The organism is Brachybacterium sp. GPGPB12 (assembly GCF_038396325.1).
Classification (GTDB): Bacteria; Actinomycetota; Actinomycetes; order Actinomycetales; family Dermabacteraceae; genus Brachybacterium; species Brachybacterium conglomeratum.
The window spans coordinates 1,567,713-1,593,603 of the sequence record NZ_CP149573.1 but is presented as its reverse complement, the minus strand read 5'-3'; the positions used below and the strand labels follow the sequence as shown (position 1 = coordinate 1,593,603).

Sequence of the window (25,891 nt, the reverse complement as noted above, 5' to 3'; positions counted from 1 at the left end):
GACGATGTCCGCGATCAGCTTGAGCGCGGCGTACCGCAGGTTCCTGTCACGCAGCGAGCATGGGTGTCCTCCTTCATCGCTTCGATCAGGTCCCGGATGGCCTGATCGTCGGTCGTGTCCTTGAGCTGGTCGCCGTTCGTCATGGCGGCGAACCGCTCCACTGCGGCGAGCATCCGGGCGTTGTCGCCGCCCAGCGCGATCCGCAGGTCGTCCCGCGCCCGGTCGGCGGGGGACTGGTCCGTGGTCGACTCAGCCCCGCGCACCTCCCGGTGCTTTGCCGGCGCGGTCTCGGTCTCACCAAGCCCCAGTCGCCTCCACAGCCCATCGACCGTGAACCCCGGCATGTCCGTCGGCCGGTCGATCTGCCACACCATCGAGCGGAGCCCGTCGATCCGGGCCTTCCCCCGCTCCGGCATCAGCACGACCCCGTCGACCTCGTACGGGAGGTTCTTCTCCGTCTGGATCTTGAGGTCCTTGTCCTTCGTCGGTCGCCCCCGGTCGTCCATGGCGGTGACGACGTCGAGGCGGGCCGTCATCAGGACCGGGCCCTGGTGGGCCTGGATCGTGGTGACGACCGCGGCGTGCCGCTCCTTCGCCCGGTTCCACAGGTCCATGTCGATGCGGGCCTCGTCCGGGTTGCCGCGGTTCTTGCGGCGCGCCCGAGCGGTCGCCTCTGCCTGCGCTTCGTCCTTGAGCAGGTCCCACAGCCGCGTCATCGAGTCGACGACGAGCAGCGAGGGCCCCTGCGCGTTGATCGCCGCGAGGGCCTGGCCGATCCCGCGCCACGACCCGTCATGCTCGACGATCTCGAACGAGGCGCCGGGGATCACGCCGTACATGTCCGGGTCCGGTTCACCGATCCCCAGCCAGTACGTGCGGTCGATGAGCTCGGACGCGGACGCCTCGGCGCACGCGTACGTCTTCCCGGCCTTCGACGCACCGGCGATGAGGAGGTGCGGCCACGGGGGAGGCCGGTCGGCTTCCTGGTCTTGAGTCTCATGCCGCGGCCTCCTCGGGCACCCAGACGGAGAGCCTGACCGTGAGGCCTTCATGCTTGAGGTCGTGCCAGTAGCAGACGCTCTTGTCGCTGGGCGTGACCTGCCATTCGATGCCGGCGAGGGGGGCGCGGAGGTGGATCACGATGTCGGTCGAGTACAGGTTGACGGCGAGGACGTCGCCGGGCTCGAGGCCCCAGCGGGCCAGGAGCCGGTCGATCGCGGCTCCCCGGGAGGCGTAGTGGGTCATGCTCTCTTCTCCTTCTTGCGGATGTTCCCGACCGCGCGTTCCCCCGTGGGGTCGCGGTGGGAGGGGCGTTGCCCCTTCCGCTCCGGGCGTTGGTAGGCCGGCGCGTAGGGGTTGTTGGTGTCGGGGCGCCGCATCTGCTCGACGGAGTCGGCGCGGCGCGTGTACGCACCAGCGATGAGGGCGCGGAGGTCGTCGGTCATCGGCCCCTCCACTTCTCGACCAGGACGCACACGGCGACGAACAGGCCGAAGCCGATGAAGCGACCGCCCGCGGCGCCGATCACGGCGAGGGAGAGCGGGACGTCAAGCGGGCTCACGTCTCGTCCTCCTCGTCGTCGAGCGACTCACCGGAGTCGATCCACACCGCGGCCGCGAGGACGTCATCGACGCTCTTGAAGTAGGGGAGGAGCCCCATCACGATCCGGCGACGCCGCTCCGCGTTCTCCTCGTTCAGACCCTCAGACCGCGCGGGCACCCGCCGCGGCACGACAGGCCCAGGCTTCGCGGGGGGCACGAGGCCCAGGTCGGTGGTGCTCATGCTTCGTCGCCTTCCTTCTGGATCCAGGTCGTGAGGTTCCGCATCTCGACGACGTACTTCCCGCCGGCCTTCCGGGCGCGGAGCGGGTTCCCGTCGGTGCGCTTCACGGCCCGGTACAGGTAGTCGTAGGAGAAGGGCACGTACTTCGGTGCGTCGCGGAGAGCGATCGCGATGGGTTGGTCAGTCATCGGTGGCCTCGCATTCGTGGTCGTGGGTCTTGTAGGACGAGAAGGTCGCGTCACAGCGGAGACAGCGGGAGAAGGTCACGGTCGCGCCCTTCGAACCGCCCAGCGGACGGCGCGGCGTCCGGAGAAGGTGCGGCCCTCACGGTCGAGTGCGATGACGCGCCATGACTTGTGCGACTCGCTCGTGCGGGAGCGGATGTTCTGCTCGCTGACGCGGCCGTGGCGGAGCGTGTAGTAGTCGTGGATTTCGTCGTGCGTGCACGGCCCGTGAGCGTCGAGGATCGCGAGGACCCTCGCTTGGACGAGCGCGACGGTCGGCTTGTCCGGGACGGCGTCATGCGACGTGGCCGGATCCTTGTCGCGGGCCGGCCAGGCCGTGTGGGCCTGGTCGAAGATGGGGGTGGCGGTCATCGGATGGCCTCCTGGGCAAGAGAAGAGCCCCCTGCGAGTGCAAGGGGCCGGATACGATCTGGACGTGAAAACGAATGCTTGCGCGTGAGCTTCTGGCCATGGTTGACCGGTGGAACAGAGGCCAGAAGGTGTGGGAGGTCCGAGATAGCGGTGACGGGATCTGGCTTGAGGAGCACCGTGCCGTCCGGTCGCTTCGAGAGGTAGAGGGGTACATCGCCTCTCAAGACGATCCAGAGGAGTTCGCCGACCTGGTCGATGAGCCGCGCAGGTTCGTCTTCGCATCGGATACAAACTGGGGCACGAACGCGTCCCGCCTCGAGAAACACGACCGGACGCGCTTCGCTTGGTAGCTGACTTGATGGACTCATCGCCGGCCGCGGCGGTCGTTGACGAAGTCGAGATAGACGCCCTGCGCGACACCGTTCAGGAGTGCCTTGACGTCCTCGACGCCGAGGCCGGGGATGTCGAAGAGAGGACGAACTACGTCCGCTACCTGCTTCGCCGCTGCCTGGACATCCTCGAAGGCGAGGAGGTAGACCTTCTCGCGCTCCGCGACCTGAGCTTCCAAGCGACGGGTGCTGTCACTGCGGTCTCGCTCAATCTCCCGGACGAGGCTCGCAAAAAGATTGGTCAGGTCTTCATCCGGCTCATCGTTCCCTGGGTCTCGAACGTGACCTCGGGAGTTACCAGTGGTGTTATCACGGCCTCGACTACAGTCGGGCTCCTCCCTCCGGGATCGTGAGCTATTCATTCGGACTCCTTGGTCATGAGAAAAGCCCCCGCCGGGATGGCGAGGGCTCGAGGGGTGGGGAGTTAGGAGATGGCGTCGCGTGCGGTGGGGTCGGGGTAGACGCCGAGGATCTTTAGCGCGTGCTCGAACTCCTCAACGGTCTGCATCCGCTCGGCGCGGTGGGCGAGCTTGCGGGCGATCTTCTTGACCTGCCCGCGGGAGAGGTGAGGTGCGGCGTCAGCGATGCGCCGCTCGAATCCATGCGTGGACATGGGGTCTCCTTCGAGGGGAGCCGTCCGTCGGGTTGCCAACGGGCCGGTACTGCGGGGTGGGGTGTTCAGCGGCCGCGGTTGGGGCGGCGGCGTCGCGGGGTGGGGCGTTCGGCGGGCGGGCTGTCCGACTGCGTGATGAACAGGTCCGACACGTCCATGCCGAGGTAGAACGCGATCTTGAGAGCGGGGTCCGTGTTGAGAGTCGTCTCGGATCCGGAGAGCGACCGGGAGAGGTACGAGTGCGACTTCCACCCGGCGACCTTGGCGAGCTCGCGCTGGGAGACGTTGTACTCCCTCATGCGATCCGCGAGGCGGGAGGGGCCGCGGAGCTCCATCCAGATACCTCCGATGGTGAGTGGTGAGTGGCTGACGACAGTCACATTAGCCCCCTGCGCTACGAGTGTCCACTGATACGCTACATCATGCACCGCCTAGTCACCACTGTCAAGGCACACCTAGACTGGCCCGGATTCTCGGCCCCACCTGTGTGGACGTATGTTCGAACGGTCGCTAGAAAATCCCTCTAGTCACCACTTCGGACGGCACGTCTAGTCACCACTCATTTGGGGTGTAGCCCAGCAGACGACAAGGTGATCCACGTGAACACTCATCCGCTCAGCCAGCTCATCCAGTCCATCGAGGACGGACAGGGCTGGACCGACCGCGAGGTGTCACGACGGATCGCGGCCGCCGGCCACAAGATGTCCCACTCGTACATCGGCAAGCTCAAGAACCACCCGATCCAGTCCGTGAACGCCTCCATGGTCCAGACCCTCGCGATCGGACTCGGCATCCCCGAGACCGTCGTCGCCGAGGCCGCACTGGCGAGCATGGGTGTCCACATCGATACCAGCGAGCAGTGCGGGTCTCGACGTGGCGATCGCTACCGACGAGGCCCTCACCGATCGAGACAAGCGCCTACTGCGCTCGCTCGTGAAGGAGATGAGGACCGATGGAGAAGAGCGTCGAGACGATGGGCCGAGCAACGACCGCGGCCCTCGCGTACCGGGTGGACCTCAGCCTGATGGCGCAACAATCCACGAGCCGCGCCCCCGGCCGTGGTACGAGGAGGAGGACGTAGCCGCCGACACAGGCGTGCGTGAACTCGACGTCGAGGACGCGGAGGCCGCGGGCCGGGGCGAGGAGTCACAGGACCCGGGCGACCACCGCTGACTGTCGCACCCGGCCCGTAAGTTCGCGCCATGTACCACCCCTGGCGGACCCTCCCACACGACGTCGTCGTCGAGTTTGCGTCGCTGCCCCCACCACGGCGAGGCGTCTCCCGCGATCGCACCATCGTCCTCCACAACAGGCAGAAGCAAGCCGAGCGGCGGTGCACTCTCGAGCACGAGAAGATCCACCTTGAGCGGGCTGACATGGGGAAGTGCCGGCCCGAGCTCGAGAGGCACATCGACCGAGAGGTCGCCCGCCGACTCATCACATTCGACGCGCTGATCGACGCGATGGCGTGGTCGAGCGAGATCGACGAGATCGCGGACGAGCTGTTCGTCCGTCCGGAGATCGCGCAGACCCGGATCGACAATCTCCGTCCCGCCGAGGTTGCGATCATCGCCGAGCTGATCGCGGACCTGCATTCGTGACGCAGTCGTCTGTCACGTATCGGCAACGATCGGCACGGCTAGCGCCGGGCGGTGCCACTGTTCGCAACGAACCCGCTACTTCACTAGGAGCCCCACCATGAAGCGCACCATCAGTCGTCTCGCCGTACCCCTCGCAGGAGCCCTGCTGCTGGCTGGGTGCGGGAGCACGAACGACAGCCCGGAGACCGCCGACGCGGAGCAGAAGACCGTCGCCAGCGACGGAGGCGCCGGCGCCCCGATGGACGACGGGGGCGACGATGAAGCGATCGACGAGTCGGAAGCCTGGCCTGAGGTGGATGACGGCACTCCGCCGGGGCCCTTCACTCCCGAAGGTGCGGTAGGCGGCACCCTCAACGGGTCGGTCTACACCCTCGGTGCGCTCGAACCGCTTCCCGAGGACATCACCGACCTTCTCGCCGCGGCTGGATACGCGGAGAAGGACACCGAGGGGCTCCGTCTCCTCCCCGTACATATCGACAACAGCCAGGGCTCCGAAACGGAGGGGATGTACTCGGCGACTGCTGTCACCGAGGACGGACAGCAGTACTCGTACGACACACTCGGGGGTTTCCTCTTCCAGGTCTCCGAGGGATACGCCGAGACTGAGGGGGCGGGAATGGGGGACCCGGTGTACGACGCGCTTTGGGAGCGCTACGAAGAGGAGAGCGTCGAGGTCGCGCCGACGGCAAAGGGGGACGGCTACATCGTGGTTGAGGGGCTCGAGGACCCCGACAACGCGAAGTTCACGTATTTCGCAATCGAGCCGCCGATGCACGGCGAACCGATCAGCATGGCCCCCATCGAGTAGGGGATGTGACGAAGCGCCCCCGAGGTCAGTTACCAACTGACTTCGGGGGCGCTTCTGTGCGGTCAGGCGGTGAGCTGTAGTCGAGAGGCAACGCCTTCGAGGGCGCGACGCATCATCTCGAGGTCGGCGTGCTGGTAGCGGCGGGTGGAGAGGATGGAGGCGTGCCCCATGATCGCGATGATCACCTGGGTGTCGACGCCGAGGGCCATGAGGATGGTCGCGGTTGCGTGGCGACACTCGTGCAGGTGGTAGTAGCGGCCGTCGGGGTGCCGCACGCCGGCCTTCTCCTGCGCGCCTCCCAGGCGAGCACGTCGTCCTTCGGGTCGATCGGAGTCCCGTCACTGTTGGACCAGACGAGGCGCGTGCCGGGGGCGTCGTCCCGGTCCCTCCATTCGATCAGGGCGGCGACCATCCAGGGGAGTAGGGGGATGACCCTCTGTCCGCTCGCGGTCTTGGGGCGGGTGAGGTTCCATCGGAGGTGGATGTGCTCGTGCTCGAAGCCGACGGGGACGATGAAGTACCGCTTGTTGCAGGAGCCGGCGCGCTTCTTCCCGCACGTGGTTGCGCCGTCCTCGTCGAGGCATCCGTGAGCATAGGGGAGGGGCTGTAGCCGCCAGGAGATGTCGAGGAGTCCGCGGTCGAGGTCGAGGTGGTCCCACGTGAGGCCGAGGCATTCACCCTGTCGCATGCCCTGCATGAGTGCTGCGACCCAGCGGGATCGGCGGGGGTCACCTTCGGCGGCATTGAGGAGTCGGACCGCGTCCTCGACGGTCACCTCGGAGCGATCGTTGATCCCCTGCTGAGGCGGGGGTACCTGGAAGATCCTCGCGGGGACGGCGTGGCCCTCGAGAGACGCGGCCTTGAGGGCGCCCATGAGAGTGGCGTGGACACGGATCGCGGTTCCCTGGGAGCGCTCCGCGGTGACGGCGTCGTGGACTTTGCGGATGTCGCGGGGGGTGAGGTCGTGCGGCTTCCTCGAGCCGATGTTAGGGACGATCCAGTTGTTCACTGCGCCACGGTCGGCGTTGTAGCCGGAGGGTCGGACTCGCTTCTGCTGGCGGGGGAGCCATTCGTCGCACCAGGCTTTGACGGTGGTGCGGGTGTTGAGGGTGGTGTCGTCGTTGACGGTCTTGAGGAGGTCGGCGAGCTTCTTCTCGGCTTCGCGCTTGGTCTTGCCGGAGACGGAGCGGTAGCGGCGGGTGCCTTTGACGGTGAAGCCGACGTCGATGCGTCCGATCCAGCGTCCGTCGGTGCGCTGGTAGACGGAGCCGGTGTTGGTGGGTCTGCGCTTCGTCATCGATGGCCTCCGAGTGTGTTCAACGGTGTGTGCATGCTGAGCATATGCGGGGCGTATGGGATGCACTAGATATGCAGGTCAGCCTGTGATTCTGCTCGTCCCTAGCGTACCGCACATCTTCACTCGTAATGAATAGGTCAGGAGTTCGATTCTCCTAGGCGGCTCCGCACAGAAAGCCCCCGTCACCTCGGGCAACGAGGTGGCGGGGGTTCTCTCATGCCGTCGACAGGGGGTCACTTGACACCCAATAGGTGACCCATTCGCGAATCGGGGCCGCGCCTCGACTGTCTGGCGGCCGCGCGACACCTTTCGTGATGATGCCCGGCCGCGGATGCGACTGAGCAAAGGTAGAGCCAGGGGAGGGTGCCGAGCGAGGGCTTTTCCGTGTCCCGGCGTCGAGAAGCCCCTGGGCCGGGGTGGCGTCAGGGGCGGAGGGGTCAGGCGCAGTTGCTGCGCCTGTCGGGGGAGGGGCCGCCGCTCTCCCACCCCTGGCGGCGTGACCGGATAGCGGTCTCGTCGAGGAGAGCGAGCTCGCGAGCGAGGACGGCGTGGAGTGCGCGCGCCTCCGGGATGGTGAGGCGCACGCACTCGAGGTTGGCGAGACGGGCCGCCTTGACCCGGGCCGGGAGCTCGGTGGTGAGGCGGCGCGCGTGGTCTCCGAATTCACGGGGCCTCCCGGTGTTTCGGCGGGATCTCGGCGTCGACCATGGCGGCCTGGTGCTCGAGCCACTGGGCCCACGACGTCGTCGCGGCGAACGCCCCAATCTGCTGGGGCGAGGCCGGGTACTCGCTTTCGATGGACTGGCGCATGGTCTGGGCGACCTCGCGCTGGGTGGCGGCGTGTATCACTGGTTCTCCTTCGGGTCGTTGCTGTGGTTCGAGCCGTACCGATCTCGGTCTCGCTCTCCCTCGCACCAGCGGCCGTCACAGGAGTGCGGGCCGTTGGGGTGGTGGAAGCCGTGGGGGCACTGTCGGATCTAGGGCATGCGGGGTTCTTCCGTTGAGTGAGAGGGGGACAGGACAATAAGAAGCCCCGCCACCGGATAGGTGGCGGGGCTGAGCGGATAGTGGAAGTTCTGGCCACGCGCGACGATTTCGCGAGACCATCCATCCTTGAGAGGTTTCGACGGTTGGGCCGGCGAGAACGTCTACAGGATGGTCCAGGAGTTGCCGCTCCAGTCGAGCAGTCCGACTGGCAGGGCGATGACGTGGGGCCTAGAGATTCTGGATCCTGGGTTCTCGACCCACCTTCGTGCCGCCTCGCGATCAGCGAAGGCCGCGCGAGGAGTGGGGTCAGTGAGCACACCCTCAGGCAGTGGGCCCACCTCAACGCCTAAGTACAACAGTCGCGGAGAGTCTCCGAGCTTGAGCGATTCGACGGGAAGCTCGGTCCATTCGATGCCGGCGGGCATGTTTTGATCCCCGATCTCCGTGGCCTCGCTCTTCGAGAGAACGACTCCGATGATCGGTGTGTACAACCCAGCGACCTCGGGATCGTCCACCTCGAGGCTCCGGTGCAACACGTACGCGGTCGCTCGTGCGCTTCGCCGTTTCAGGAGCCGCATGCGAGCTTGGACTTACTGACGGGGGCGTAGCTACGTGCATAGTACGTCTCGCCCTTGTAGATCATCGTTCCGAGTGTCGATCCACTCCACCAGTGCTTGCCCTTCTTCGGGCAGGAGTAGTTGATCGACTTGCTCGACAGGGCGGTCGCCCCGTAGTTCTTATTCGAGCCGCCCTTGGTGGGGTTGACGAGCTTCCAATTGATCAGGTTCTTTTGGCGGAGGGTGTTCTTGTGGTGGATCGACGTCACCTTCGTCTTCGCACTTCGTGTACGACTTGAAGCCGACATTCTGGTAGCCGGACGAAGCGCGGAAATACACGCCATCGGAGTGCGACGTGCACGGCCCGTACTTCACCTTTGAACCTGCTCGGAGCGCGGGCCGAGGTACCCCTCCGAGCCTCCGTCGGAGGGGTCGTTCTGCTGTTCGGCTTCGAGCTGATCCAGGAGCTTTTCGGCCTCTTCGGGCGAATCGGCCTGGACGTACTGCGTCTCGGTCTGCACGACGGGCGGCGGTTCGGTGTCGTCCGCAGGAGCCGCAACTGCCGGTGTCGAAAGGGCGAGGCCGGACGCCAGGGCCGCGCTGAGCGAAGATCGCTCCGAGGCGACTGAGTTTCGTTGACATCATGGCTCACTCTGATGTTGAGGAAGCGGTTGAAAAAGAACCTTCTCGCGGCTTCGGTGCCGCTTTCGACAAGTTACCACCCGTTCAGCAAACAGTCAGCATCGCTGTTCAGGTGAAGCCGTAGCCGGCCGGTCGGAGGGACAAAATCTCCTGTGTGGGTGGGGGTCCGTAGCGTCGGACGGATGGACGACCTCGGACGGCAGATCCTCGACCTCGAAGCCCGCACGTTCAGGTGGGTCGGGGCGAAGAGGACTGCCGTCCGAGCGCTTGAGCTGACGTGGAACGGGTGCCACCGGCGGCGCGCTCGAGCCGGCCGTCGATCCGGAGGCGGTCAGTTACCGGCCGGAGGTGTGCCGTCGGGTCCGGGAGCGGACGGCGGCGTGACCCCGTCGAGGGCCTGACGGATGTCGTCCACAGCCACGAAGCCCGCGCCCTGCGGCGTGTGGAGGTCGAGGAGCGCGACGACCCGGTCGGTTGCACGCTCGGCCTCGCGACGGTCCCGGTCCGCGTGCGCGGCTGACGAGCGCCAGTAGTCCGCGGACTCCCGTGCCTTCACGAGCGCCGCCCGGTCGGTGAACGCGCCGCGCCGCCACCCGTCCGCAAGGACCTGGTACATGCGGCTCGTCGCGCGCGCCTTCTCTTCACGCCGCTCGGCGAGCACGCAGAACACCGCCCACACGAGCACGAGCACGACCAGGCTGATGCCGTTGCGGCCGGCGGGGCCCGGGTCGCTGCGCGCGAAGAAGATCGCGATGACGACCAACGCGACCGACGACAGGATCGGGAGGAGCTTCATCAGCACGGACAGGGCCTTGCGGGCGCGGCGTCGGAAGGTGCTCATCCCGCGCTCGTCTCCACGTCCACGTTCGGGATCACCGTCTCCGGACGCAGGATGAACCGGTGGTGGAACGCGTCGGTCGGGTTCGCCTCGGTCTGCTCGACGACGTACGAGACGTTGTCGGAGAGGCCGAGCTTGTGGCTCTTGAACTCGTCGTCACCGACCTTGCAGATCACGTCGAGCTGGGCCGCGCCGCCCTCCTTCCCGGTCTCGTCGGTGACCGAGCAGCGGCCCTCGATCTCGAGCAGGGACTCGCCGGTGATTCTCCTAGGTGTAGTTGGCCATGACGTTATCGACGCCGGTATGGAGTCGTGAGGCTGGGGGCTGATCGCTGCAGGCGGTGTGCGGGCGATGGTAGTCGTAGTGGTGGACCCAGATCCTGATCGCGTCTCGCCGCTCGTTCTCTGAGTCGTAGGCGCGGGCGTAGAGGCATTCGTCGGTCATGATCCGCTGGTAGCGCTCGACCTTCCCGTTGTGGCGGGGCGTGTAGATCCTGGTGCGCTGGTGCCGGCCGATGAATGCCCTGGTTGACCGTCGGAATGCCTTGGCGGTGTAGTTGCTGCCGTTGTCGGTGATCAGGCGGGAGATCCGCGTGATGCCGTGCGCGGTGAAGAACGTCCGGGCTCGGTGGAAGAACGCGATGGTCGTTGCGGCGGTCTCGTCCTCGAGTGCTTCGGTGTAGGCCAGGCGGGAGAACCCGTCGATGATCGAGTGGAGGTAGGTGTAACCGATCCGCTGCGAGTGCTTCTTCTTGTCCTGCACGGAACCGCGGCCATGCGCCCACCACCCGCCGCCGTCGCGGAGCTTGCCGATCTTCTTCACGTCCATGTGGACCATGTGCCCGGGATAGCGGGCATGGATCTTCCCAGGTCGGCGGAGGTTCTCTCCGTCCGGGGTGATGTCCCGGACCCGGTTCAATCCGAGCCGGTCCAGCCAGCGAGTCACCGTCCGCACGCGGCATGCGAAGCCGTGGCCGTCGGTGAGTTCGCGGGCGATCCGTCGGGCGGACCACTTCTTCTCCCGTCGCCAGGACTCGATCAGTTCGAGCACCCAGACCGGGAGCCGGGTGGGTCGCTTCGCCGGTGCGCTGGAGCGGTCCTGCAGACCGACCTCGCCATGCTCCCGGTAGCGGCCGACCCACTTCGACAGGGTCGAACGGGAGATGTGGAACTCCGCGGCGACGTGCGCGATCGGACGGCCTCTCCCGATCACCTGGTCGACGGCTCGCTGCCTTCCAAGCGTCGTCAGCGGGGCATTACGGTGGGTCACGGAACGGGTCCCCTCCTGCGAGATGGTTGCTTAGACACCACCCATCGTGCCGGTCACGGGGCCCGTTCCCTCATCCCCGGCCAGCGTCCACAACGTCATGACCCGCAACACCTAGGCGGCTCCGGATCACGGGCCCGTCCCCTTCGAGGGCCCGGGCCCGTCCTCGTCGGTGGGGGAGGAGCCGGCGTGGACGGGACCGCTCGTTTTCTTGAGATTGTCCAGTAAGCGGGCTAGGGTTGGGGTCATGACGACCACCGACCACACCTCCGCCCTGCGGAGCGTCGGCCTGCGCGTGACCGCTCCGCGGCTCGCGGCCCTGGCCGCGGTCGAGGCCCACCCGCACTCCGATGCGGAGGCGATCGCCCAGGCCGTGCGCGAGAACCTCGGCACGGTCTCACGTCAGGCCGTCTACGACGTGCTCAACGCCCTCTCCGACGCCGAGCCGCTGCGACGCGTCTCCGTCGGCGGGCGCTCCATGCGCTACGAGATGCACCGCCACGACAACCACCACCACCTGGTGTGCCGCGGCTGCGGACGTCTCGAGGACGTCCCCTGCGCCGTCGGCGCCGCTCCCTGCCTGATCCCGCACGAGGATCACGGCTTCTCGATCGAGATGGCCGATGTCGTCTACCGCGGGACCTGCAGCGACTGCCGCGAGCGCGAGGCCGCCACCCCCTGAACCCCCTGACCCGGCTCCGGCCGGATCAGGGTCCTTGACCGCCCACGACTGTCAGAACGTTTCGTCACGACCTGTCAGAAAGACCCGAGGAGAACTCCATGACCCATCTGGATCCCACGGCCCATCACGATTCGACGATCGCGTCGACCACCGAGTCCGGTGCGCCGCGCGAGTCCGACGCGAACTCGCTCAGCGTCGGCACCGACGGCCCGCTGATGCTCCATGACGTCGCCCTGGTCGAAAGGCTCGCGCGCTTCGACCGCGAGCGCATCCCGGAGCGCGACCCCCACGCGAAGGGCTCCGGAGCCTTCGGCGAGCTCGAGATCACCGAGGACGTCTCGAAATACACCAAGGCGGGGCTCTTCCAGAAGGGCGCCAGGACCCCGATGCTGGCCCGCTTCTCCACCGTCGCCGGCGAGCTGGGCTCGCCCGACACCTGGCGGGACGTGCGCGGCTTCGCGCTGAAGTTCTACACCCAGGAGGGCAACTTCGACATCGTCGGCAACAACACCCCGGTGTTCTTCGTCCGCGATCCCATGAAGTTCCCCGACTTCATCCACTCCCAGAAGCGCACCCCCGACTCCGGCCTGCGCGACAACACCATGCAGTGGGACTTCTGGACCCTCTCCCCGGAGTCGGCCCACCAGGTCTCCTACCTCATGGGCGACCGCGGCCTGCCCAAGACCTGGCGCCACATGAACGGCTACTCCTCGCACACCTACATGTGGGTCAACGAGGCCGGCGAGAAGTTCTGGGTCAAGTACCACTTTCTCACCGAGCAGGGCCTGGAGTTCCTCACCAACGAGGAGGCCGACGAGATCGCCGGCACCGACGCGGACTACCACCGCCGAGACCTCTTCGAGTCGATCAAGAACGGCGACTTCCCCTCCTGGCGGCTCGAGGTGCAGATCATGCCCTACGAGGACGCGAAGACCTACCGCTTCAACCCCTTCGACCTCACCAAGATCTGGTCGAAGAAGGACTACCCGCGCATCCCCGTGGGCCGCTTCACCCTGAACCAGAACCCGGTCAACCACTACGCGCAGATCGAGCAGGCCGCCTTCAGCCCCTCGAACCTGGTGCCCGGCACCGGCGTCTCCCCGGACAAGATGCTTGCTGGGCCGCGTCTTCTCCTACCCGGACGCGCGCGCAACCGCCTGGGCACGAACTTCAACCAGTCGCCCGTGAACCGTCCGGTCATCGCCACCAACTCCTACGACAAGGAGGGCGCGATGAACTTCTTCCACAGCGGTGATGCGCCGGTGTACGCGCCGAACTCCTTCGGCCGCGCCTACCAGGACGAGCAGGGCCCGGTCGACAACGGCTGGGAGGCCGACGGCACGCTGGTGCGCGCCGCCTACTCCCTGCACTCCGAGGACGACGACTTCGGCCAGGCGCACACCCTGGTCCGCGAGGTCATGAGCGAGGACGAGCGTCAGCGCCTGATCGACACGGTCGCCGGCGGCCTGTCCACCGTGATCGAGCCGGTGCTCTCCAACGCCTTCCAGTACTGGAAGAACATCGACCAGGAGGTCGGCGAGGCCATCGAGGCGAAGGTCAAGGCCGGTCATGAGGAGCAGGTCCCCGGCGCGGATCCCGTCTCCGAGTGATCCTCGCGCGGGCGACCGCCTGAGCGGCCCCGCACAGCGCGCGGCCCGGTCCCTTCTCCGGAAGGGGCCGGGCCGCCGCCGTTTCCCGGGCGCGAGCCCCGAGAACGTCGAGATTGGATGCGGATCGGACCAAAAGGTAGCCAATCCGGCCAAGATTGCATACAGTTCCTCCGACTCAACGGAGAGGAACCGCCATGACCAGTCCCGTCCCCACCCGCACCGCCGACGCGCTCCGCGCCGAGGGGGAGCCCCCGCCCGGCCCCCTGAAGCTCTCGGACCTCACCTCGATCGGCATCGGCCAGGCCGTCGGCGCCGGGCTCATCACCCTCATCGGGCCCGCGATCCTGCTCACCGGACAGTCGGCCTGGCTCATGTACGTCGTCGCGGTGTTCTGGGGCTTCGCGATGATCTGCCCGATCCCCTGGATCACCTCCGCCCTCCGGCTAGACGGCGGGTTCTACTCGCTCGTCGCGGCCCTCGGCGGCCGACGCCTCGCCGGCATGTTCGCCCTCGGCTACCTCCCCCAGGCCATCAACGGCTCCGTCTACGGGGTCGCCGCCGGGATGTACGCCCACGCGCTGTGGCCTGCCCTCTCGCCCGTCCTCGTCGGCACCGTCTTCCTCGTGATCTTCTTCGTGATCAACCTGCTGGGCGTGTCCGTCATGGCGAAGACGCAGAAGGTCCTCGTGGTGATCATGGCGATCGCCCTGCTGACCTTCGCCGTCGGCGGCCTCATGAACGTCCAGAACCCCGTGTTCGACGTGACCATGCCGGACTTCTTCACCGACGGGTGGAACGGCGCCTTCGCGGCGGTCATGCTCTTCGTGTACTCCACCAACGGCTACTCCTGCATCATGAACTACGGCCGCGACGCCGCCGACGCCCGCCGGGACATCCCGCGCGCCATGTTCCTGTGCGTGCCCGCCCTCGTGCTCGTGTACGGGCTGATCGCCATCGTCGCCACCGGGGTGCGCCGATCGAGGAGGTCGCCGGTCAGCCGCTGACCTACGTGGCCGAGCGCGTCCTGGCCCCGTCGCTCTTCGTGCTGTTCATGCTCGGCGGCCCGCTCCTGGAGCTGTCGACCTCCATCAACTCCACCTACACGAACAACTGGAAGCCCATCGCGCAGTCCTGCCGCGACGGCTGGCTCCCGGCGTGGCTCGCGACCGAGAACCGCTTCGGCGTGCCGTGGAAGATCCTCACCTTCTCCTTCGTGATGGCGGTGTCGCCCGTGCCGCTGTCCTTCTCGGTGCAAGTCGTGGTCTCGAGCCTCATGCTCGTCGCCTCCGCCTGCGCGTTCGTGCAGATCTTCGCCTACTACCAGCCGCCCCGGAAGTTCCCCCGGTCGTGGCGGTCCGCCCGGCTCCACGTCCCCGATCCCGTCTACTATGCGATCGTCACGGTCTCGCTCCTGGCCTACATCGGGGTGTTCGTGAACTCCCTGCGGACCCTGACCCCCACCCTGCTGATCGTCGGCCTCAGCGCGATCGTCGTCTGCATGGCCTACGGGATCGTGCGCGACCGCTCGAGCCGGATCGTGATCCAGCCCAGCCTGTGGGGGCATCCGGAGGACCACCTGGACGCGGCGACGATGTTCGGAGCACAGGACGAGGCCCGCACCCAGGGGACGACGACCGACGAGGAGGTCCTGCGATGAAGATGCGCGGCATGGCGCGAGACTCGATCCTGCGCCGCATGGCGGACGGAAGCCTCACCGCCGGCGACTGGGTGCGGGAGGAGACGCTCGCCGCAGAGCTCGGCATCTCCCGCACCCCGGTCCGGGAGGCCGTGCGCGAGCTCGCCTCCGAAGGCGTTCTCGAGACGCCGCGCGCAACCGGGGCACCCGCGTGCCCACCTCGAGCTCCTCCGAGCTCAACGACTCCGGCGACCTGAGGGTCCTGCTCGAATGCCTCGCGCCGCGTCGCCTCCTCGAGCGCGACGAGGGCACCGGTGTGATGGACCTGCGCGCCGCGGCCGAGGCCTTCGAGGAGGCCGCGGGCACCACCCCGCTGGAGGTGAGCGCGCTCGTGGCCGCGGAGGCGACCTTCCACTCCGCCCTCGTGCGCCGCGCGGCGACCGCGCGGTCCTCGCGGCCTATCGCACCCTGCCGGTCCTCGCTCAGACCCGCGCCTCGCTCGCGGCCGCCGAGGACGTCATGGACGTCTCCCGCTCGCAGTTCCAGCTGATCGAGGCGATCGAGGCCGACGACGTCGAGCTCGCCGTCGCCGTGCTCACCCTGCACCTGCGCCGCTTCGCCGCCATCGCCCGGACGCCGCGCTCCCGGGCCCTCGAGGACATGGGGAGAGGGGCGCTGATGGGCGCGAGCCGTTCCGTGCTGTCCTCCGGCCGTGTGCACGAGGACTTCGACCAGGTCCGCTTCGCGTTCGACGCGATCTTCGCTCGAGGACCGGGGATTCAGCGCCCAACTGGCCGTCTATCGCGAGGGCGAGCTCGTCGTCGACCTCGCCGGCGGTCCGCACCTCGGGCGCGAGGACCTCACGGGCGTCTACTCGGTCTCCAAGGGTCTCGCCGGGCTCGTCGTCGCGGCCGCTCCTGGAGGGAGGGGTCCTCGACCTCGACGAGAAGGTGACGCGATGGTGGCCGGAGTTCGCCGCCCACGGCAAGGGCGAGGTCACGCTCCGCCAGCTCTGCTCCCACCAGGTCGGCGTGGTCGGGATGGACGAGCCGTTCACCCTCGAGGAGTACGTCGACACCGAGCGCGCCGCCGCCCGCCTCGCACTCGAGCCGCCGTCATGGCGGCCCGGCACCGCCTTCGGCTACCACCAGAGGACCCTCGGGATCGCGCTGGAGGAGATCGTCCGCCGCGCCACCGGGCGCACGCTCCAGCGGTTCTACGACGAGGAGATCCGCGTCCCCGCGGGGATCGATGCCTATCTCGGGTCGCCCGCGGAGCTCGAGGGCCGGTACGTCCCGGTCATCCCCGACCAGGACGACGGCGCCGGACGCGCCGTGCTCGCCGGCGACTGGGCGGGCGTGGCCCGGAACAGCGGAGGGGAGAGTCTCGCGCTCGCCGCGAACATCCCCGCGCCGCGGCGGAGCGGGCTGTGCAGCGGCGCGGGAGTCGCCTCGGCCGAGGGCATCGCCCGGGCGTACGCCGCGGCGACGACCGGCGTGGACGGCCGCGCTCCGCTGCTCACGCGCGAGACCGTGCTCCAGGTCGCGGAGCGAGAGGTGTGGGGCATCGACCGCGTCATCGAGCAGATCGCGGGTTTCGGCATCGTCTTCCAGAAGCCGAGCGCCGCGAACCCCTTCGGCGGGCAGCGGGCCTTCGGCCACGACGGGGCGGGCGGAGCGCTCGGCTTCGCCGATCCGTCGATCGGCCTCGCCTTCGGGTACGTGCCGGCGCCCTACGAGTCCCCGTCGGCAGAGGGGCGCGGGACGCGACTGGCTCGCGCCGTGCACGACGCGGTCGGCCTGCTCGGGAGCTGACCCGGGCGGCGAGCGCCGCTCAGACCACGAGCACGTCGCTGGGGGAGGAGAGCAGGAGCTTCTGCACGGTCAGGCCAAGCAGGTGGCGAGCGAGATCGTTCTGACGGCGCACGCCGAGCACGAGCGACTCGGCCCTCTCCTCCTCGACCACCTGCGGCAGGACGTCGGCGATGTCGTCCTCCGTGGTCTCCTGGCGGAAGGCGACGCGCACGGTGGTGCGGCGGAGCTCGTCACGGGCGATCTCGAGTCGCTGCTCGTCCGCGTGGCGGGGATCCTTCTCGACGCCCGCGCGCGCGACGTTGACCACGACCAGCGGCCCGCCGCGGCCGCTCGGCCTCCTCACGTGCCGCGGCCAGCGCCTTGAAGCCCACCTCGGTGGGGATGAATCCGACGACGACGGCCATCTGCTCTCCTGGCTGGGGTGCTCTCGGGCGACGGCCGCGACCTCGGTGTGCGGCCTGGTGCGATCCTACTGGTCCCGGGACCGTGCCGAGGGACCGTCGGCCCGGCGCTGACCGGACAGCGCCTGGATCTCATCCATGATCCGGGCGGTCAGGAGGCGTCGGCGCGCCCCCTTGGAGGCGGAGGGGTCGATCTCCTCGAGGGTGATCGGGGTGCCCACTCGGATCGTCATCTCGCCGCGGCGGGGGATCAGGGAGGAGAACATGTGCTGGGTGCCCTTGAGCCCGACCGGGATCACGGGGCGACCCGACTCGAGCGCGAGCCAGGCCGCGCCCTGCTTGCCCGGGTGCAGCGGCCCGTCCTTGGAGCGGTGCCCCTCGGGGTAGACGGCGAAGCCCTCCCCGTTGCGCGCGACGTCGAGCCCCGCCTGCGGCGCGCCCTTGCCGGAGGAGAGCGCCTCGCGGTCCACCGGCACCGCGCCGACGGCGTCGAAGAACCACCGCAGCACCGCGCCGTGCGGGCCCTTCTGCGTCCACAGCGACTCCTTGGCCACGAAGCGGATCGCTCGAGGCAGGACCACCGGGATCATGAAGCTGTCGATGTTGGCGAGGTGGTTCGAGGCGATCACGAAGCCGCCCTCGTGCGGCACGTTCTCCAACCCGCTGACCCGCGGGTTCCACAGCGACCTCACGATCGGGCGCACGAATCCCCGCGCACCGGTGTAGAAGCGTCCGACCACGGGTCCTCCTCAGGGTTCGATCAGCGCCCCACGATAGCGCCGAGGGCGGGTGCGACGGAGCGGCGCCCCTGTGATCGTCGTCCCTGCCCGTGTGGTAGAACAGGCGTGCGATCGCGCCCGGTCCAGGCGCGATGCCGGAGACGGCCCGGCGCCCGTCGTCCCGGCGGCGCGGCCGCCCCTCCCTGCCGAGCCCCCGAGGAGCCTGTCGATGCCGAAGATCCTGAACATCGCCGTGGTCGGCGCCGGAACCATGGCGCAGGCCGTGCACCTGCCGGTGCTTTGCGCCGGCGCTGGGACCGCTTCAACGTGGCCGCGCTGGTGGACCACTCGCCCCGTCGGCGCCGCGAGGCCTCCGAGGTGTGGGGCATCGAGGAGGAGCGCCGCTACGAGACCGTCGCGGATCTCGTCGCCGCGGTGCGCGCGCGGACCCTCTCCCTGGACGGCGTCTTGCTGTCGACCGACGGGCTCCACGTCGACGACCTGCTCGCGATCGTGCGCCGCGGCATCCCGGTGATGGTCGAGCCGCCGCTGGGCTACTCCGAGGAGGAGATCGCGAAGGTCGCCGAGTTCGAGCGGATCGCGGGACGGCGCCTGATGATGCTGGCCCATCCCCAGCAGTACGACGACTCCGTGGCCCGGATGTCCGAGCACATCGCGACCAAGGATCTGCGGATGGTGGACCACGAGGTCCTCATGCCCGCCAGCCAGCCCCTGTTCGGCCAGGCCCACGTCACCACCTCCTCCTACGACCTGCCCACGGAGCGGCGCACGGCACGGCGCAAGGCGCTCCAGGCCGCCGTCGAGGCGGGCACCGGCGACGGCGCCACCCAGCGCGACCGGGACCTGTACGTCAAGGGTCTGCTCACCGGCGTCGCCCATCAGATGGCGGTCACCGAGGCGGCCTACGGACCGATCGAGAAGCTCGTCGCGGTGCGGCACTGGCCCAAGGGGGTGATCCCCGGATCGATCGAGCTCCTCGGCGAGCTCGGCGACGGGGCACAGGTGCGCCTGGTGTGGCACTACCTCCCCTTCGCGCCCGAGTACTCCGAGACTCTGCAGGTGCTCTCCGCCCGGCGCCGCATGCGCCTGGACCTTCCCGCGCCCTCCCACGGCGACGCCCGCTCGACGGTCTCGCTGCGGGAGAAGAAGTCGGGCGTGGTCCAGGAGGTCGCGACCACCGCGCCGAAGGGCTCGGCCGAGCTGATGTGGGAGGCCTTCCACGCCTTCGTCGAGAAGGGCGAGGCGCCGCTGGCCGGCGCCGCCGAGGCGCTGCGCCAGGTGGTGCTGCTGCGCGCGAGGTGCTCGCCACCATCGTGGAGGCCGACGGCCGCGACCTCGAGGCGGAGCCGGAGCAGGACTCCGGGACCGAGGAGGCGCCCGGGGCAGAGGAGGCGGCCCAGGCGGAAGAGCCGTCGGCCCAGGCGGAGGAGCCGTCGGCCCAGGCGGAGGAGCCGTCGGCCGAGGCGGCGACCGCGAACGCGGGACGCACGGACGAGGAGCCCGCCGACGGGGCGTCCGCCCCCTCCGCGACCGTCGAGGTCGAGCCGCCCGGGGCGGAGCCCGCGCCCGAGACCCTCGAGCGGCCCTGCGGCGCCGAGCACCGACGAGGTCGTCGACGCCTGGTCCGGCGGCGCCGAGGGCGCACCGGCCGCGGCCGAGGACGCACCGCCTGCGACCGCGGACCCCGCCGTCCCGGAGGGCCCGCGCCGCTGAGACGCCCCGTCGGCGCCGCCGCGCCGTCGGCCCCGGCGGTCCGCAGACCGTCGTCGAGAGCCCCCGTCGTCCCCTGCCGGGGAGGGCGGGGGCTCTCCGCGTCGGTTCCCTGCGTCCGGGCCCCGGACCGGTGGTCCGCGGCCCGAATCCGGCGCCCCGACGGGGGACGGGCGGGGGATGGACGGGGGACGGCGGGGGACACGCCGACGACACGCCCGCGACACGCCGGGGCGCGCGCGGGACACGCCGGGAGACACCTCACTCGGAGGCCTGTTCCGACCGCTCCGGCAGGGGCGCGGAGGGTGCCTGTCCACCGTCGTCGTCGGCCGCCCGGAGCGCCGTCCACAACGGGTTGTGCACGTATCAGCAGTGCTCGCACGGGAGGCGGCCGCTCCGTCCCCAGCGAGCACCCCTCCATCCACATGCTGTCAACAACGCATTGTGGATGACACTCCTGTAGTTCAGTACATCTTGTGGTCGTCGCGCCGAGTCACCACTAGGTGTAGTGTTGACGTTGTCGCGGCGCACAGGGCTCCTGCGGGAGTCCACAGCCTCGCGACACGGTCCTCGGACCTCCTGAACATCTCCTTCTCGCCCCTGTCCTGCGCCTCGGCGCGACGCTCCTGAAAGGCACTTCCCTTGGACATCACCGTGTACTCGAAGCCCCTCTGCGTGCAGTGCGATGCCACCAAGCGCGCGCTGAACAAGGCGGGCGTCGCCTACGACGTCGTCGACATCACCGAGGACGCCGACGCGCTCGCGAAGGTGAAGTCCCTCGGCTACGTCCAGGCGCCCGTCGTCATCACCGGCGAGGACCACTGGTCGGGCTTCCGCCCCGACAAGATCAAGGCGCTCGCGGGCGTCGGCGCCGAGCAAGCGCCGCGACGCCGCGATCTGAGCGACCGGGGAGGCGTCGGCGTGACCCGTCTCGTCTACTTCTCCTCGGTGTCCGGCAACACCAAGCGCTTCGTCGAGAAGCTCGGCCTGCCGGCCCATCGGATCCCGCTCTACCCCAAGGACGATCCCCTCGTCGTCGACGAGGACTTCGTCCTGCTGGTCCCGACCTACGGCGGGGGCAACGGCCGGGGCGCCGTGCCCAAGCAGGTCATCAAGTTCCTCAACGATGAACGCAACCGACGGCACATCCGCGGTGTGATCAGCGCGGGGAACACCAACTTCGGGGAGGCCTACGGCTTGGCCGGGGACATCATCTCCGCCAAGTGCCAGGTTCCCCACATGTACAAGTTCGAACTGTTCGGCACTCCGCGCGACGTGACGCGGGTCCACGACGGATTGGAAGAGTTTTGGCGACACTGACCGAGATGCCCCCGGTCGAGCACAACAGGCGACTCGACTACCACGCGCTGAACGCGATGCTGAACCTGTACGGACCGGACGGCGAGATCCAGTTCGACAAGGACCGCGAGGCCGCGCGGGAGTACTTCCTGCGAAGACGTGAACCCCAACACGGTGTTCTTCCACTCGCTGCGCGAGAAGATGGACTACCTCGTCGAGAACGACTACTACGAGCCGGAGGTGCTCGAGCAGTACGAGTTCTCCTTCATCGAGTCGCTCTCCGAGCAGGCGTTCGCGAAGAAGTTCCGCTTCCCCACCTTCCTCGGCGCGTTCAAGTACTACACCTCGTACACGCTGAAGACCTTCGACGGCAAGCGGTACCTCGAGCGCTTCGAGGACCGCGTGGTGATGGTGGCCCTGACCCTCGCGCGCGGCGACGAGCGACTCGCCCGCAACCTCGTCGACGAGATCCTCGACGGCCGCTTCCAGCCGGCCACCCCCACCTTCCTCAACGCCGGCAAGGCCCAGCGCGGCGAGCTCGTCTCGTGCTTCCTGCTCGCGCATCGAGGACAACATGGAGTCCATCGGCCGCTCCATCAACTCCGCGCTTCAGCTGTCCAAGCGCGGCGGCGGCGTCGCGCCGCTGCTGAGCAACCTGCGCGAGTACGGTGCGCCGATCAAGCACATCGAGAACCAGTCCAGCGGCGTCATCCCCGTGATGAAGGCGCTCGAGGACTCCTTCTCCTACGCCAACCAGCTCGGCGCGCGTCAGGGCGCCGGTGCGGTGTACCTCAACGCCCACCACCCCGACATCCTGCGCTTCCTGGACACCAAGCGCGAGAACGCCGACGAGAAGATCCGCATCAAGACCCTCTCCCTCGGCGTCGTCATCCCCGACATCACCTTCGAGCTCGCGAAGAAGAACGAGCCGATGTACCTGTTCTCCCCGTACGACGTGGAGCGCGAGTACGGCAAGCCCTTCGCGGACGTGAACGTCTCGGACGTCTACCACGAGATGGTCGACAACCCCCGCATCTCGAAGAAGAAGATCAAGGCCCGCGACTTCTTCCAGGTCCTCGCCGAGATCCAGTTCGAGTCCGGCTACCCGTACATCATGTTCGAGGACACCGTGAACCGCGCGAACCCCATCGCCGGCAAGGTCACCCACTCGAACCTGTGCTCCGAGATCCTGCAGGTCTCCACCCCGTCCACCATGAACGTCGACCTCACGTACGACGAGATGGGCCGGGACATCTCCTGCAACCTCGGCTCGCTGAACATCGCCAAGGCGATGGACTCCCCGGACTTCGCCCAGACCATCGAGACCGCGATCCGCGGCCTCACCGCGGTCTCGGACACCTCCGACATCGAGTCCGTGCCCACGATCGCCGAGGGCAACCGGAAGTCCCACGCCATCGGCCTCGGCCAGATGAACCTCCACGGCTACCTCGCCCGCGAGCGGGTGTTCTACGGCTCGGAGGAGGGCATCGACTTCACCAACATGTACTTCTACGCGGTCACCTATCACGCGATCCTCGCGTCGATGAAGCTCGCGAAGGAGCGCCAGGAGAGGTTCTACGACTTCGAGAACTCGAAGTACGCCACCGGCGAGTACTTCCAGAAGTACACCGAGCAGGTGTGGGAGCCGGCGACCGACAAGGTCCGCGAGCTGTTCGCGAACTCGAACGTGCACCTGCCCACCCAGGACGACTGGAAGCGGCTGCAGGCCGAGGTCGCCGAGCACGGGATGTACAACGCCTACCTGCAGGCCGTGCCGCCCACCGGCTCGATCTCGTACATCAACCACTCCACCTCCTCGATCCACCCGATCGTCTCCAAGATCGAGATCCGCAAGGAGGGCAAGATCGGCCGGGTCTACTACCCCGCGCCGTACATGACCAACGACAACCTCGAGTACTACGAGGACGCGTACGAGATCGGCTACGAGAAGATCGTCGACACCTACGCCGCGGCCACGCGACGTGGACCAGGGCCTGTCGCTGACGCTGTTCTTCAAGGACACCGCCACCACGCGCGACGTCAACCGGGCGCAGATCTACGCCTGGCGCAAGGGCATCAAGACCCTGTACTACATCCGCCTGCGCCAGATGGCGATCGAGGGCACCGAGGTCGAGGGTCGCGTCAGCCGCATGCTGTGACGGCCTGACCCGCGGCACACGGCCCGCTCCCGGAGAGCTCCGGGGGCGGGCCGCTCGTCATGCCCGGCGGGTGCGCGAGCGGGTGTCGTCCGCCGCCGAGCCGAGCGCTGCGCTCGCCGACCACAGGCCGGCGTAGAGCACGCCGGCGATCGGCCAGACCACCCAGGTGATCCCCCAGTCGCCGCCGAGGAAGCTCCAGGCCAGGTAGATCGCTGCGGCGACGGGCCAGTACACCGCGGCGACCACCCGGATCGCGGGGGAGGTGCTGGTGGCGGAGAGGTCGTCCTCGTCCTCCTCCTGCAGGAGCGCCGCCGCGGCGGTGTCCGACCAGGCCGAGCGCAGCAGGATCCACAGCCCGAGCGCGACCATCGCCAGCGTCGCGCACACCCCGTACAGCGGGGCCAGCGACCCGGAGTCGGTCAGGACGCCCATGAGGATCACCGGCACCGCGGCGAGGATCCACAGCATGATCGCGGCGCCCGTGGCGAGGGTGCGCTCACGACGGTGCTCCCGGCGCAGGTCGCGGGCGATCTCCCGCACCGCCGGGGTGGGGGAGACGCGGGCCTCGTCGATGTCCGCGAACTCCTCCATCCGGTCGCCCTGGAGCACCAGGAGCACCACGCCGACGGCGACGAGGATCAGCGGCGCGGTGAGCCCCGCGCCGAGCGCCCAGCCCGACGGCTCCTCGCCGCCGACGGCGATCAGGAGCAGCAGCGGGAGCGCGGAGAGGACGAACAGGGGGATCGCGACGGCGGGGATCCACCGTCCGCGGCGTACTGCCTCCACGTACTCCTCGGCGCGCTCGGTGCTGAGCATCGCCGGTGCCATGGTGCCCGTGCCGACCGCGGTGCCGTCCAGCTCCGCGGTGATGCCGAGCTCGGCGGCGACCTCGTCGAGGCCGCCGAACTCCGCGATCACGGCGCCGACGGCCTGGGACTCGGTGCGGCCGGCGTCCATCAGCGCCTGCTTGCTGGTCCTCCATCAGTGCTCGCAGCTCGGTGCGGGCCTCGCGCAGACGGGGCGAGTCCGGGTAGGGGGCGAAGAGGGTGTCGAGATAGGAGTCGATGACGGTCACGAGGTGTCCTTCCCGTCCGTGAAGCGGTCGACGAGGGCCCGCGTCGCTGCGCCATTCGGTGCGCTTGACGTCGAGCTGCTCGAGGCCGGCGGCGGTGAGCTTGTAGTAAGTGCGTGGCTTGCCCGAGGTGGAGACGTCCTCGTAGCTGTCCAGGAGTCCCTGGGACTGGAGGCGCTTGACCGCGGTGTACAGGGTGGTCTGCTTGATCACGTACTCGCCGCGGGAGCCGTCGGTGATCGTCTTGGAGAGTTCGTAGGCGTAGGAGGGGCGGTCCTCGAGGATCGACAACAGGATCAGGTCGATGTGCCCGCGGATGGCATCGGCTCCGATCACATCGGCCCCTGCCTCTCGTCGTGGTGCTGTGGTGCGTCCTCCGGAAAAAATACTACGGCAGGCGTAGTACGGCAAGAGGGGTGCGATGGGGGCGAGCGGCGTCGCCGGGAGGGGAATCCCGCGTGCCACCATGAGGTCAAGACCAGCGACATCCTGGCCGGGCTCGTGATCGGCGTCGTCCTGTTCCTCGGCGCCGCACTGCTCGCCTCGGTGTGCCTGTGGTGGAGGATCGGCACCAGCGCGTCGGCGCGGTGGTGGGTGCGTCGTGAGCCGATCGAGCACCGGAGGACCTACCCGTTCTCCGAAGGGATAGCGCTGGTGCTCCTGCCGGTGCTGGCGGAGACCCTCGCGATGCTCGGCCTCGTGGCAGTCCTCGGGCCGGTGCTCGCTCCGGTTGAAGGGATCACACTCGTCGCGGCGCTGGGAGCCGTGCCGTTCCAGGCGATCCTCTACCTCGTCGCGCACAGGGCGACCTGGCAGCGGTGGATCCTGCCGCTGTGGGCATACCCCGCCTGGTCGCGCGAGACCCGTCGCCGGGAACGGGCCCTGCTCGCCCGGGGAAGGCGCTGAACGACCTGCCGCCGAGCCGGCGGCGCGGGCTCAGCGCGTCGCCGGCGCCGGGTCGATCTTCCCGTAGGTCATTCGGCGCAGCGACCTCTCGGCCGGGCCGCGCATCCCGCGCGCGCCCATCCACGCCGCGATCGGCAGCGACGCCAGCCACACCGCGAACGCGATCGCGAGCGCCGGGGCGGTGGAGAGCGTCCCGCCGAGACCCAGCCCCCACGAGGCCATCAGCGGCGCGAGCAGCAGCGACTGGAACAGGTAGAAGGTCAGCGAGCGCCGCCCGACCGCGGCGAGGGTCCGCTCGAGGACGCCGAGGTCGCGGCGCGGTCCGGTGCGCTCTCTTCGCGGGGCACACCGTAGGCGCGCTCGGCGGGGGAGAGGTCCCGGTCGGCCGACGGGTCCGGGCGCGGGGCGTCGGCGACGGGGGCCCTCCCTCGAGGCGCAGGGCGAGCGACCCGAACAGCGCCGCGTAGCCGATCCCGCAGGCGATGC

Annotated in this window: 37 protein-coding genes and 3 pseudogenes; 18 read left to right on the top strand and 22 right to left on the bottom strand. The window is 68.6% G+C overall.

Translation table 11 applies throughout. The features are described 5' to 3' along the window. Positions 1 to 14: 14 nt before the first annotated feature. The 6 genes from WKH84_RS09150 to WKH84_RS09125 all read right to left on the bottom strand — a co-directional run bounded on the left by WKH84_RS09150 (position 15) and on the right by WKH84_RS09125 (position 2,378). On the bottom strand, positions 15 to 1,052 hold the full coding sequence (locus tag WKH84_RS09150) for an AAA family ATPase (RefSeq protein ID WP_341856390.1): 1,038 nt from the start codon (positions 1,050 to 1,052) through the stop codon (positions 15 to 17). After that, entirely contained in the window at positions 997 to 1,245 is a 249-nt protein-coding gene (locus tag WKH84_RS09145; protein WP_341856389.1) for a hypothetical protein, read from the bottom strand. Before WKH84_RS09145 ends, WKH84_RS09150 begins: the two co-directional genes overlap by 56 nt. Next, positions 1,242 to 1,445, bottom strand: a complete 204-nt coding sequence (locus WKH84_RS09140; RefSeq protein WP_341856388.1) for a hypothetical protein — start codon at positions 1,443 to 1,445, stop codon at positions 1,242 to 1,244. Before WKH84_RS09140 ends, WKH84_RS09145 begins: the two co-directional genes overlap by 4 nt. 112 nt (positions 1,446 to 1,557) lie before the next feature. After that, positions 1,558 to 1,782 (bottom strand): hypothetical protein, encoded by a 225-nt coding sequence (locus WKH84_RS09135; RefSeq protein ID WP_341856387.1) that lies wholly within the window; start codon positions 1,780 to 1,782, stop codon positions 1,558 to 1,560. Beyond that, the gene (locus tag WKH84_RS09130) at positions 1,779 to 1,970 is read right to left on the bottom strand and encodes a hypothetical protein (RefSeq protein ID WP_270409544.1); all 192 of its coding nucleotides are present in this window, start codon (positions 1,968 to 1,970) and stop codon (positions 1,779 to 1,781) included. The genes WKH84_RS09135 and WKH84_RS09130 overlap by 4 nt, the downstream gene beginning before the upstream one ends. 75 nt (positions 1,971 to 2,045) lie before the next feature. Further along, positions 2,046 to 2,378, bottom strand: coding sequence for a hypothetical protein (locus WKH84_RS09125; protein ID WP_341856386.1), 333 nt, complete (start codon positions 2,376 to 2,378; stop codon positions 2,046 to 2,048). 98 nt (positions 2,379 to 2,476) lie between these two features. Between WKH84_RS09125 and WKH84_RS09120 the strand changes: the two genes are divergently transcribed. Together WKH84_RS09120 and WKH84_RS09115 are read left to right on the top strand one after the other, a co-directional pair. Next, positions 2,477 to 2,728, top strand: coding sequence for a hypothetical protein (locus WKH84_RS09120; RefSeq protein WP_341856385.1), 252 nt, complete (start codon positions 2,477 to 2,479; stop codon positions 2,726 to 2,728). 5 nt (positions 2,729 to 2,733) lie between these two features. Continuing rightward, positions 2,734 to 3,120, top strand: a complete 387-nt coding sequence (locus tag WKH84_RS09115) for a hypothetical protein (protein WP_341856384.1) — start codon at positions 2,734 to 2,736, stop codon at positions 3,118 to 3,120. A 71-nt stretch (positions 3,121 to 3,191) separates the two neighbouring features. On the opposite strand, the gene WKH84_RS09110 is transcribed toward WKH84_RS09115, so the two are convergent. Both WKH84_RS09110 and WKH84_RS09105 read right to left on the bottom strand, forming a co-directional pair. Next, the gene (locus tag WKH84_RS09110; RefSeq protein WP_341856383.1) at positions 3,192 to 3,380 is read right to left on the bottom strand and encodes a hypothetical protein; all 189 of its coding nucleotides are present in this window, start codon (positions 3,378 to 3,380) and stop codon (positions 3,192 to 3,194) included. Positions 3,381 to 3,445: 65 nt separating this feature from the next. After that, complete coding sequence (locus WKH84_RS09105) at positions 3,446 to 3,715, bottom strand: helix-turn-helix transcriptional regulator (RefSeq protein ID WP_341856382.1); 270 nt, start codon at positions 3,713 to 3,715, stop codon at positions 3,446 to 3,448. Between the two features lie 264 nt (positions 3,716 to 3,979). On the opposite strand from WKH84_RS09105, the gene WKH84_RS09100 reads away from it, so the two are divergent. The 3 genes from WKH84_RS09100 to WKH84_RS09090 all read left to right on the top strand — a co-directional run bounded on the left by WKH84_RS09100 (position 3,980) and on the right by WKH84_RS09090 (position 5,789). Further along, positions 3,980 to 4,405 (top strand): hypothetical protein, encoded by a 426-nt coding sequence (locus tag WKH84_RS09100; protein ID WP_341856381.1) that lies wholly within the window; start codon positions 3,980 to 3,982, stop codon positions 4,403 to 4,405. A 177-nt stretch (positions 4,406 to 4,582) separates the two neighbouring features. Then, positions 4,583 to 4,981, top strand: a complete 399-nt coding sequence (locus WKH84_RS09095; protein ID WP_341856380.1) for an ImmA/IrrE family metallo-endopeptidase — start codon at positions 4,583 to 4,585, stop codon at positions 4,979 to 4,981. A gap of 97 nt (positions 4,982 to 5,078) precedes the next feature. Further along, positions 5,079 to 5,789, top strand: coding sequence for a hypothetical protein (locus WKH84_RS09090; protein WP_341856379.1), 711 nt, complete (start codon positions 5,079 to 5,081; stop codon positions 5,787 to 5,789). 62 nt (positions 5,790 to 5,851) lie between these two features. Here the strand turns inward: WKH84_RS09090 and WKH84_RS09085 are convergent, their stop codons facing one another. The 9 genes from WKH84_RS09085 to WKH84_RS09045 all read right to left on the bottom strand — a co-directional run bounded on the left by WKH84_RS09085 (position 5,852) and on the right by WKH84_RS09045 (position 11,379). Continuing rightward, positions 5,852 to 6,064: a tyrosine-type recombinase/integrase gene (locus tag WKH84_RS09085; RefSeq protein WP_341856378.1), complete on the bottom strand. Its 213-nt coding sequence runs from the start codon at positions 6,062 to 6,064 to the stop codon at positions 5,852 to 5,854. After that, complete coding sequence (locus WKH84_RS09080; RefSeq protein ID WP_341856377.1) at positions 5,971 to 7,086, bottom strand: site-specific integrase; 1,116 nt, start codon at positions 7,084 to 7,086, stop codon at positions 5,971 to 5,973. Before WKH84_RS09080 ends, WKH84_RS09085 begins: the two co-directional genes overlap by 94 nt. Before the next feature lie 663 nt (positions 7,087 to 7,749). After that, complete coding sequence (locus tag WKH84_RS09075) at positions 7,750 to 7,935, bottom strand: hypothetical protein (RefSeq protein ID WP_341856376.1); 186 nt, start codon at positions 7,933 to 7,935, stop codon at positions 7,750 to 7,752. 299 nt (positions 7,936 to 8,234) lie between these two features. After that, positions 8,235 to 8,588, bottom strand: coding sequence for a hypothetical protein (locus WKH84_RS09070; protein WP_341856375.1), 354 nt, complete (start codon positions 8,586 to 8,588; stop codon positions 8,235 to 8,237). Positions 8,589 to 8,638: 50 nt separating this feature from the next. After that, the gene (locus WKH84_RS09065; protein WP_341856374.1) at positions 8,639 to 8,899 is read right to left on the bottom strand and encodes a hypothetical protein; all 261 of its coding nucleotides are present in this window, start codon (positions 8,897 to 8,899) and stop codon (positions 8,639 to 8,641) included. A gap of 102 nt (positions 8,900 to 9,001) precedes the next feature. Beyond that, positions 9,002 to 9,151 carry a hypothetical protein gene (locus WKH84_RS09060; protein ID WP_341856373.1) on the bottom strand — a complete coding sequence of 50 codons (150 nt, stop codon included), beginning with the start codon at positions 9,149 to 9,151 and terminating at the stop codon, positions 9,002 to 9,004. A gap of 452 nt (positions 9,152 to 9,603) precedes the next feature. Continuing rightward, positions 9,604 to 10,113 carry a hypothetical protein gene (locus tag WKH84_RS09055; RefSeq protein WP_341856372.1) on the bottom strand — a complete coding sequence of 170 codons (510 nt, stop codon included), beginning with the start codon at positions 10,111 to 10,113 and terminating at the stop codon, positions 9,604 to 9,606. Continuing rightward, positions 10,110 to 10,286: a hypothetical protein gene (locus WKH84_RS09050; RefSeq protein WP_341856371.1), complete on the bottom strand. Its 177-nt coding sequence runs from the start codon at positions 10,284 to 10,286 to the stop codon at positions 10,110 to 10,112. The genes WKH84_RS09055 and WKH84_RS09050 overlap by 4 nt, the downstream gene beginning before the upstream one ends. A 91-nt stretch (positions 10,287 to 10,377) precedes the next feature. Continuing rightward, positions 10,378 to 11,379 (bottom strand): IS481 family transposase, encoded by a 1,002-nt coding sequence (locus WKH84_RS09045; protein WP_341854841.1) that lies wholly within the window; start codon positions 11,377 to 11,379, stop codon positions 10,378 to 10,380. Positions 11,380 to 11,623: 244 nt separating this feature from the next. On the opposite strand from WKH84_RS09045, the gene WKH84_RS09040 reads away from it, so the two are divergent. The 8 genes from WKH84_RS09040 (at position 11,624) to WKH84_RS09005 (ending at position 17,118) form a co-directional block, all read left to right on the top strand. Continuing rightward, a complete protein-coding gene (locus tag WKH84_RS09040) occupies positions 11,624 to 12,058 on the top strand; it encodes a Fur family transcriptional regulator (protein ID WP_341856370.1) in 435 nt (144 codons plus the stop codon). Positions 12,059 to 12,156: 98 nt separating this feature from the next. Further along, on the top strand, positions 12,157 to 13,668 hold the full coding sequence (locus WKH84_RS09035) for a catalase (protein ID WP_341856369.1): 1,512 nt from the start codon (positions 12,157 to 12,159) through the stop codon (positions 13,666 to 13,668). A gap of 194 nt (positions 13,669 to 13,862) precedes the next feature. Next, the gene (locus tag WKH84_RS09030) at positions 13,863 to 14,672 is read left to right on the top strand and encodes an amino acid permease (RefSeq protein ID WP_341856368.1); all 810 of its coding nucleotides are present in this window, start codon (positions 13,863 to 13,865) and stop codon (positions 14,670 to 14,672) included. 5 nt (positions 14,673 to 14,677) lie between these two features. Beyond that, the gene (locus tag WKH84_RS09025) at positions 14,678 to 15,325 is read left to right on the top strand and encodes a hypothetical protein (RefSeq protein ID WP_341856367.1); all 648 of its coding nucleotides are present in this window, start codon (positions 14,678 to 14,680) and stop codon (positions 15,323 to 15,325) included. After that, on the top strand, positions 15,322 to 15,561 hold the full coding sequence (locus WKH84_RS09020; RefSeq protein WP_341856366.1) for a GntR family transcriptional regulator: 240 nt from the start codon (positions 15,322 to 15,324) through the stop codon (positions 15,559 to 15,561). The genes WKH84_RS09025 and WKH84_RS09020 overlap by 4 nt, the downstream gene beginning before the upstream one ends. Next, positions 15,516 to 15,854 (top strand): FCD domain-containing protein, encoded by a 339-nt coding sequence (locus WKH84_RS09015; protein WP_341856365.1) that lies wholly within the window; start codon positions 15,516 to 15,518, stop codon positions 15,852 to 15,854. Before WKH84_RS09020 ends, WKH84_RS09015 begins: the two co-directional genes overlap by 46 nt. Next, the gene (locus WKH84_RS09010; RefSeq protein WP_341856364.1) at positions 15,824 to 16,258 is read left to right on the top strand and encodes a hypothetical protein; all 435 of its coding nucleotides are present in this window, start codon (positions 15,824 to 15,826) and stop codon (positions 16,256 to 16,258) included. The genes WKH84_RS09015 and WKH84_RS09010 overlap by 31 nt, the downstream gene beginning before the upstream one ends. Continuing rightward, positions 16,255 to 17,118: a serine hydrolase domain-containing protein gene (locus WKH84_RS09005; protein ID WP_341856363.1), complete on the top strand. Its 864-nt coding sequence runs from the start codon at positions 16,255 to 16,257 to the stop codon at positions 17,116 to 17,118. The genes WKH84_RS09010 and WKH84_RS09005 overlap by 4 nt, the downstream gene beginning before the upstream one ends. Positions 17,119 to 17,137: 19 nt before the next feature. Here WKH84_RS09005 and WKH84_RS09000 read toward each other — a convergent pair whose 3' ends face one another. Beyond that, positions 17,138 to 17,461: a universal stress protein gene (locus WKH84_RS09000; protein ID WP_341856362.1), complete on the bottom strand. Its 324-nt coding sequence runs from the start codon at positions 17,459 to 17,461 to the stop codon at positions 17,138 to 17,140. A gap of 126 nt (positions 17,462 to 17,587) precedes the next feature. After that, the gene (locus WKH84_RS08995; protein WP_341856361.1) at positions 17,588 to 18,259 is read right to left on the bottom strand and encodes a lysophospholipid acyltransferase family protein; all 672 of its coding nucleotides are present in this window, start codon (positions 18,257 to 18,259) and stop codon (positions 17,588 to 17,590) included. A gap of 306 nt (positions 18,260 to 18,565) precedes the next feature. Between WKH84_RS08995 and WKH84_RS08990 the strand changes: the two genes are divergently transcribed. The 4 genes and pseudogenes from WKH84_RS08990 (at position 18,566) to nrdE (ending at position 23,427) form a co-directional block, all read left to right on the top strand. Next, positions 18,566 to 19,972 (top strand): gfo/Idh/MocA family oxidoreductase, encoded by a 1,407-nt coding sequence (locus tag WKH84_RS08990; RefSeq protein WP_341856360.1) that lies wholly within the window; start codon positions 18,566 to 18,568, stop codon positions 19,970 to 19,972. 651 nt (positions 19,973 to 20,623) lie between these two features. Continuing rightward, positions 20,624 to 20,818: pseudogene (gene nrdH / locus WKH84_RS08985) on the top strand (glutaredoxin-like protein NrdH); the annotation flags it as partial. 72 nt (positions 20,819 to 20,890) lie between these two features. Beyond that, positions 20,891 to 21,289: a class Ib ribonucleoside-diphosphate reductase assembly flavoprotein NrdI gene (nrdI, locus tag WKH84_RS08980; RefSeq protein WP_341856828.1), complete on the top strand. Its 399-nt coding sequence runs from the start codon at positions 20,891 to 20,893 to the stop codon at positions 21,287 to 21,289. A gap of 5 nt (positions 21,290 to 21,294) precedes the next feature. Then, positions 21,295 to 23,427, top strand: a pseudogene (nrdE, locus tag WKH84_RS08975) (class 1b ribonucleoside-diphosphate reductase subunit alpha). A 57-nt stretch (positions 23,428 to 23,484) separates the two neighbouring features. On the opposite strand, the gene WKH84_RS08970 reads toward nrdE, so the two are convergent. Then, a complete protein-coding gene (locus WKH84_RS08970) occupies positions 23,485 to 24,384 on the bottom strand; it encodes a hypothetical protein (RefSeq protein ID WP_341857081.1) in 900 nt (299 codons plus the stop codon). Positions 24,385 to 24,634: 250 nt separating this feature from the next. Continuing rightward, a pseudogene (locus WKH84_RS08965) lies at positions 24,635 to 24,835 on the bottom strand (PadR family transcriptional regulator); the annotation flags it as partial. Here WKH84_RS08965 and WKH84_RS08960 point away from each other — a divergent pair. After that, entirely contained in the window at positions 24,806 to 25,405 is a 600-nt protein-coding gene (locus WKH84_RS08960) for a hypothetical protein (protein ID WP_341856359.1), read from the top strand. The pseudogene WKH84_RS08965 and the gene WKH84_RS08960 sit on opposite strands and share 30 nt — an antisense overlap. 30 nt (positions 25,406 to 25,435) lie before the next feature. On the opposite strand, the gene WKH84_RS08955 is transcribed toward WKH84_RS08960, so the two are convergent. Beyond that, the gene (locus WKH84_RS08955; RefSeq protein ID WP_341856827.1) at positions 25,436 to 25,645 is read right to left on the bottom strand and encodes a DUF418 domain-containing protein; all 210 of its coding nucleotides are present in this window, start codon (positions 25,643 to 25,645) and stop codon (positions 25,436 to 25,438) included. Between the last annotated feature and the right edge of the window lie 246 nt (positions 25,646 to 25,891).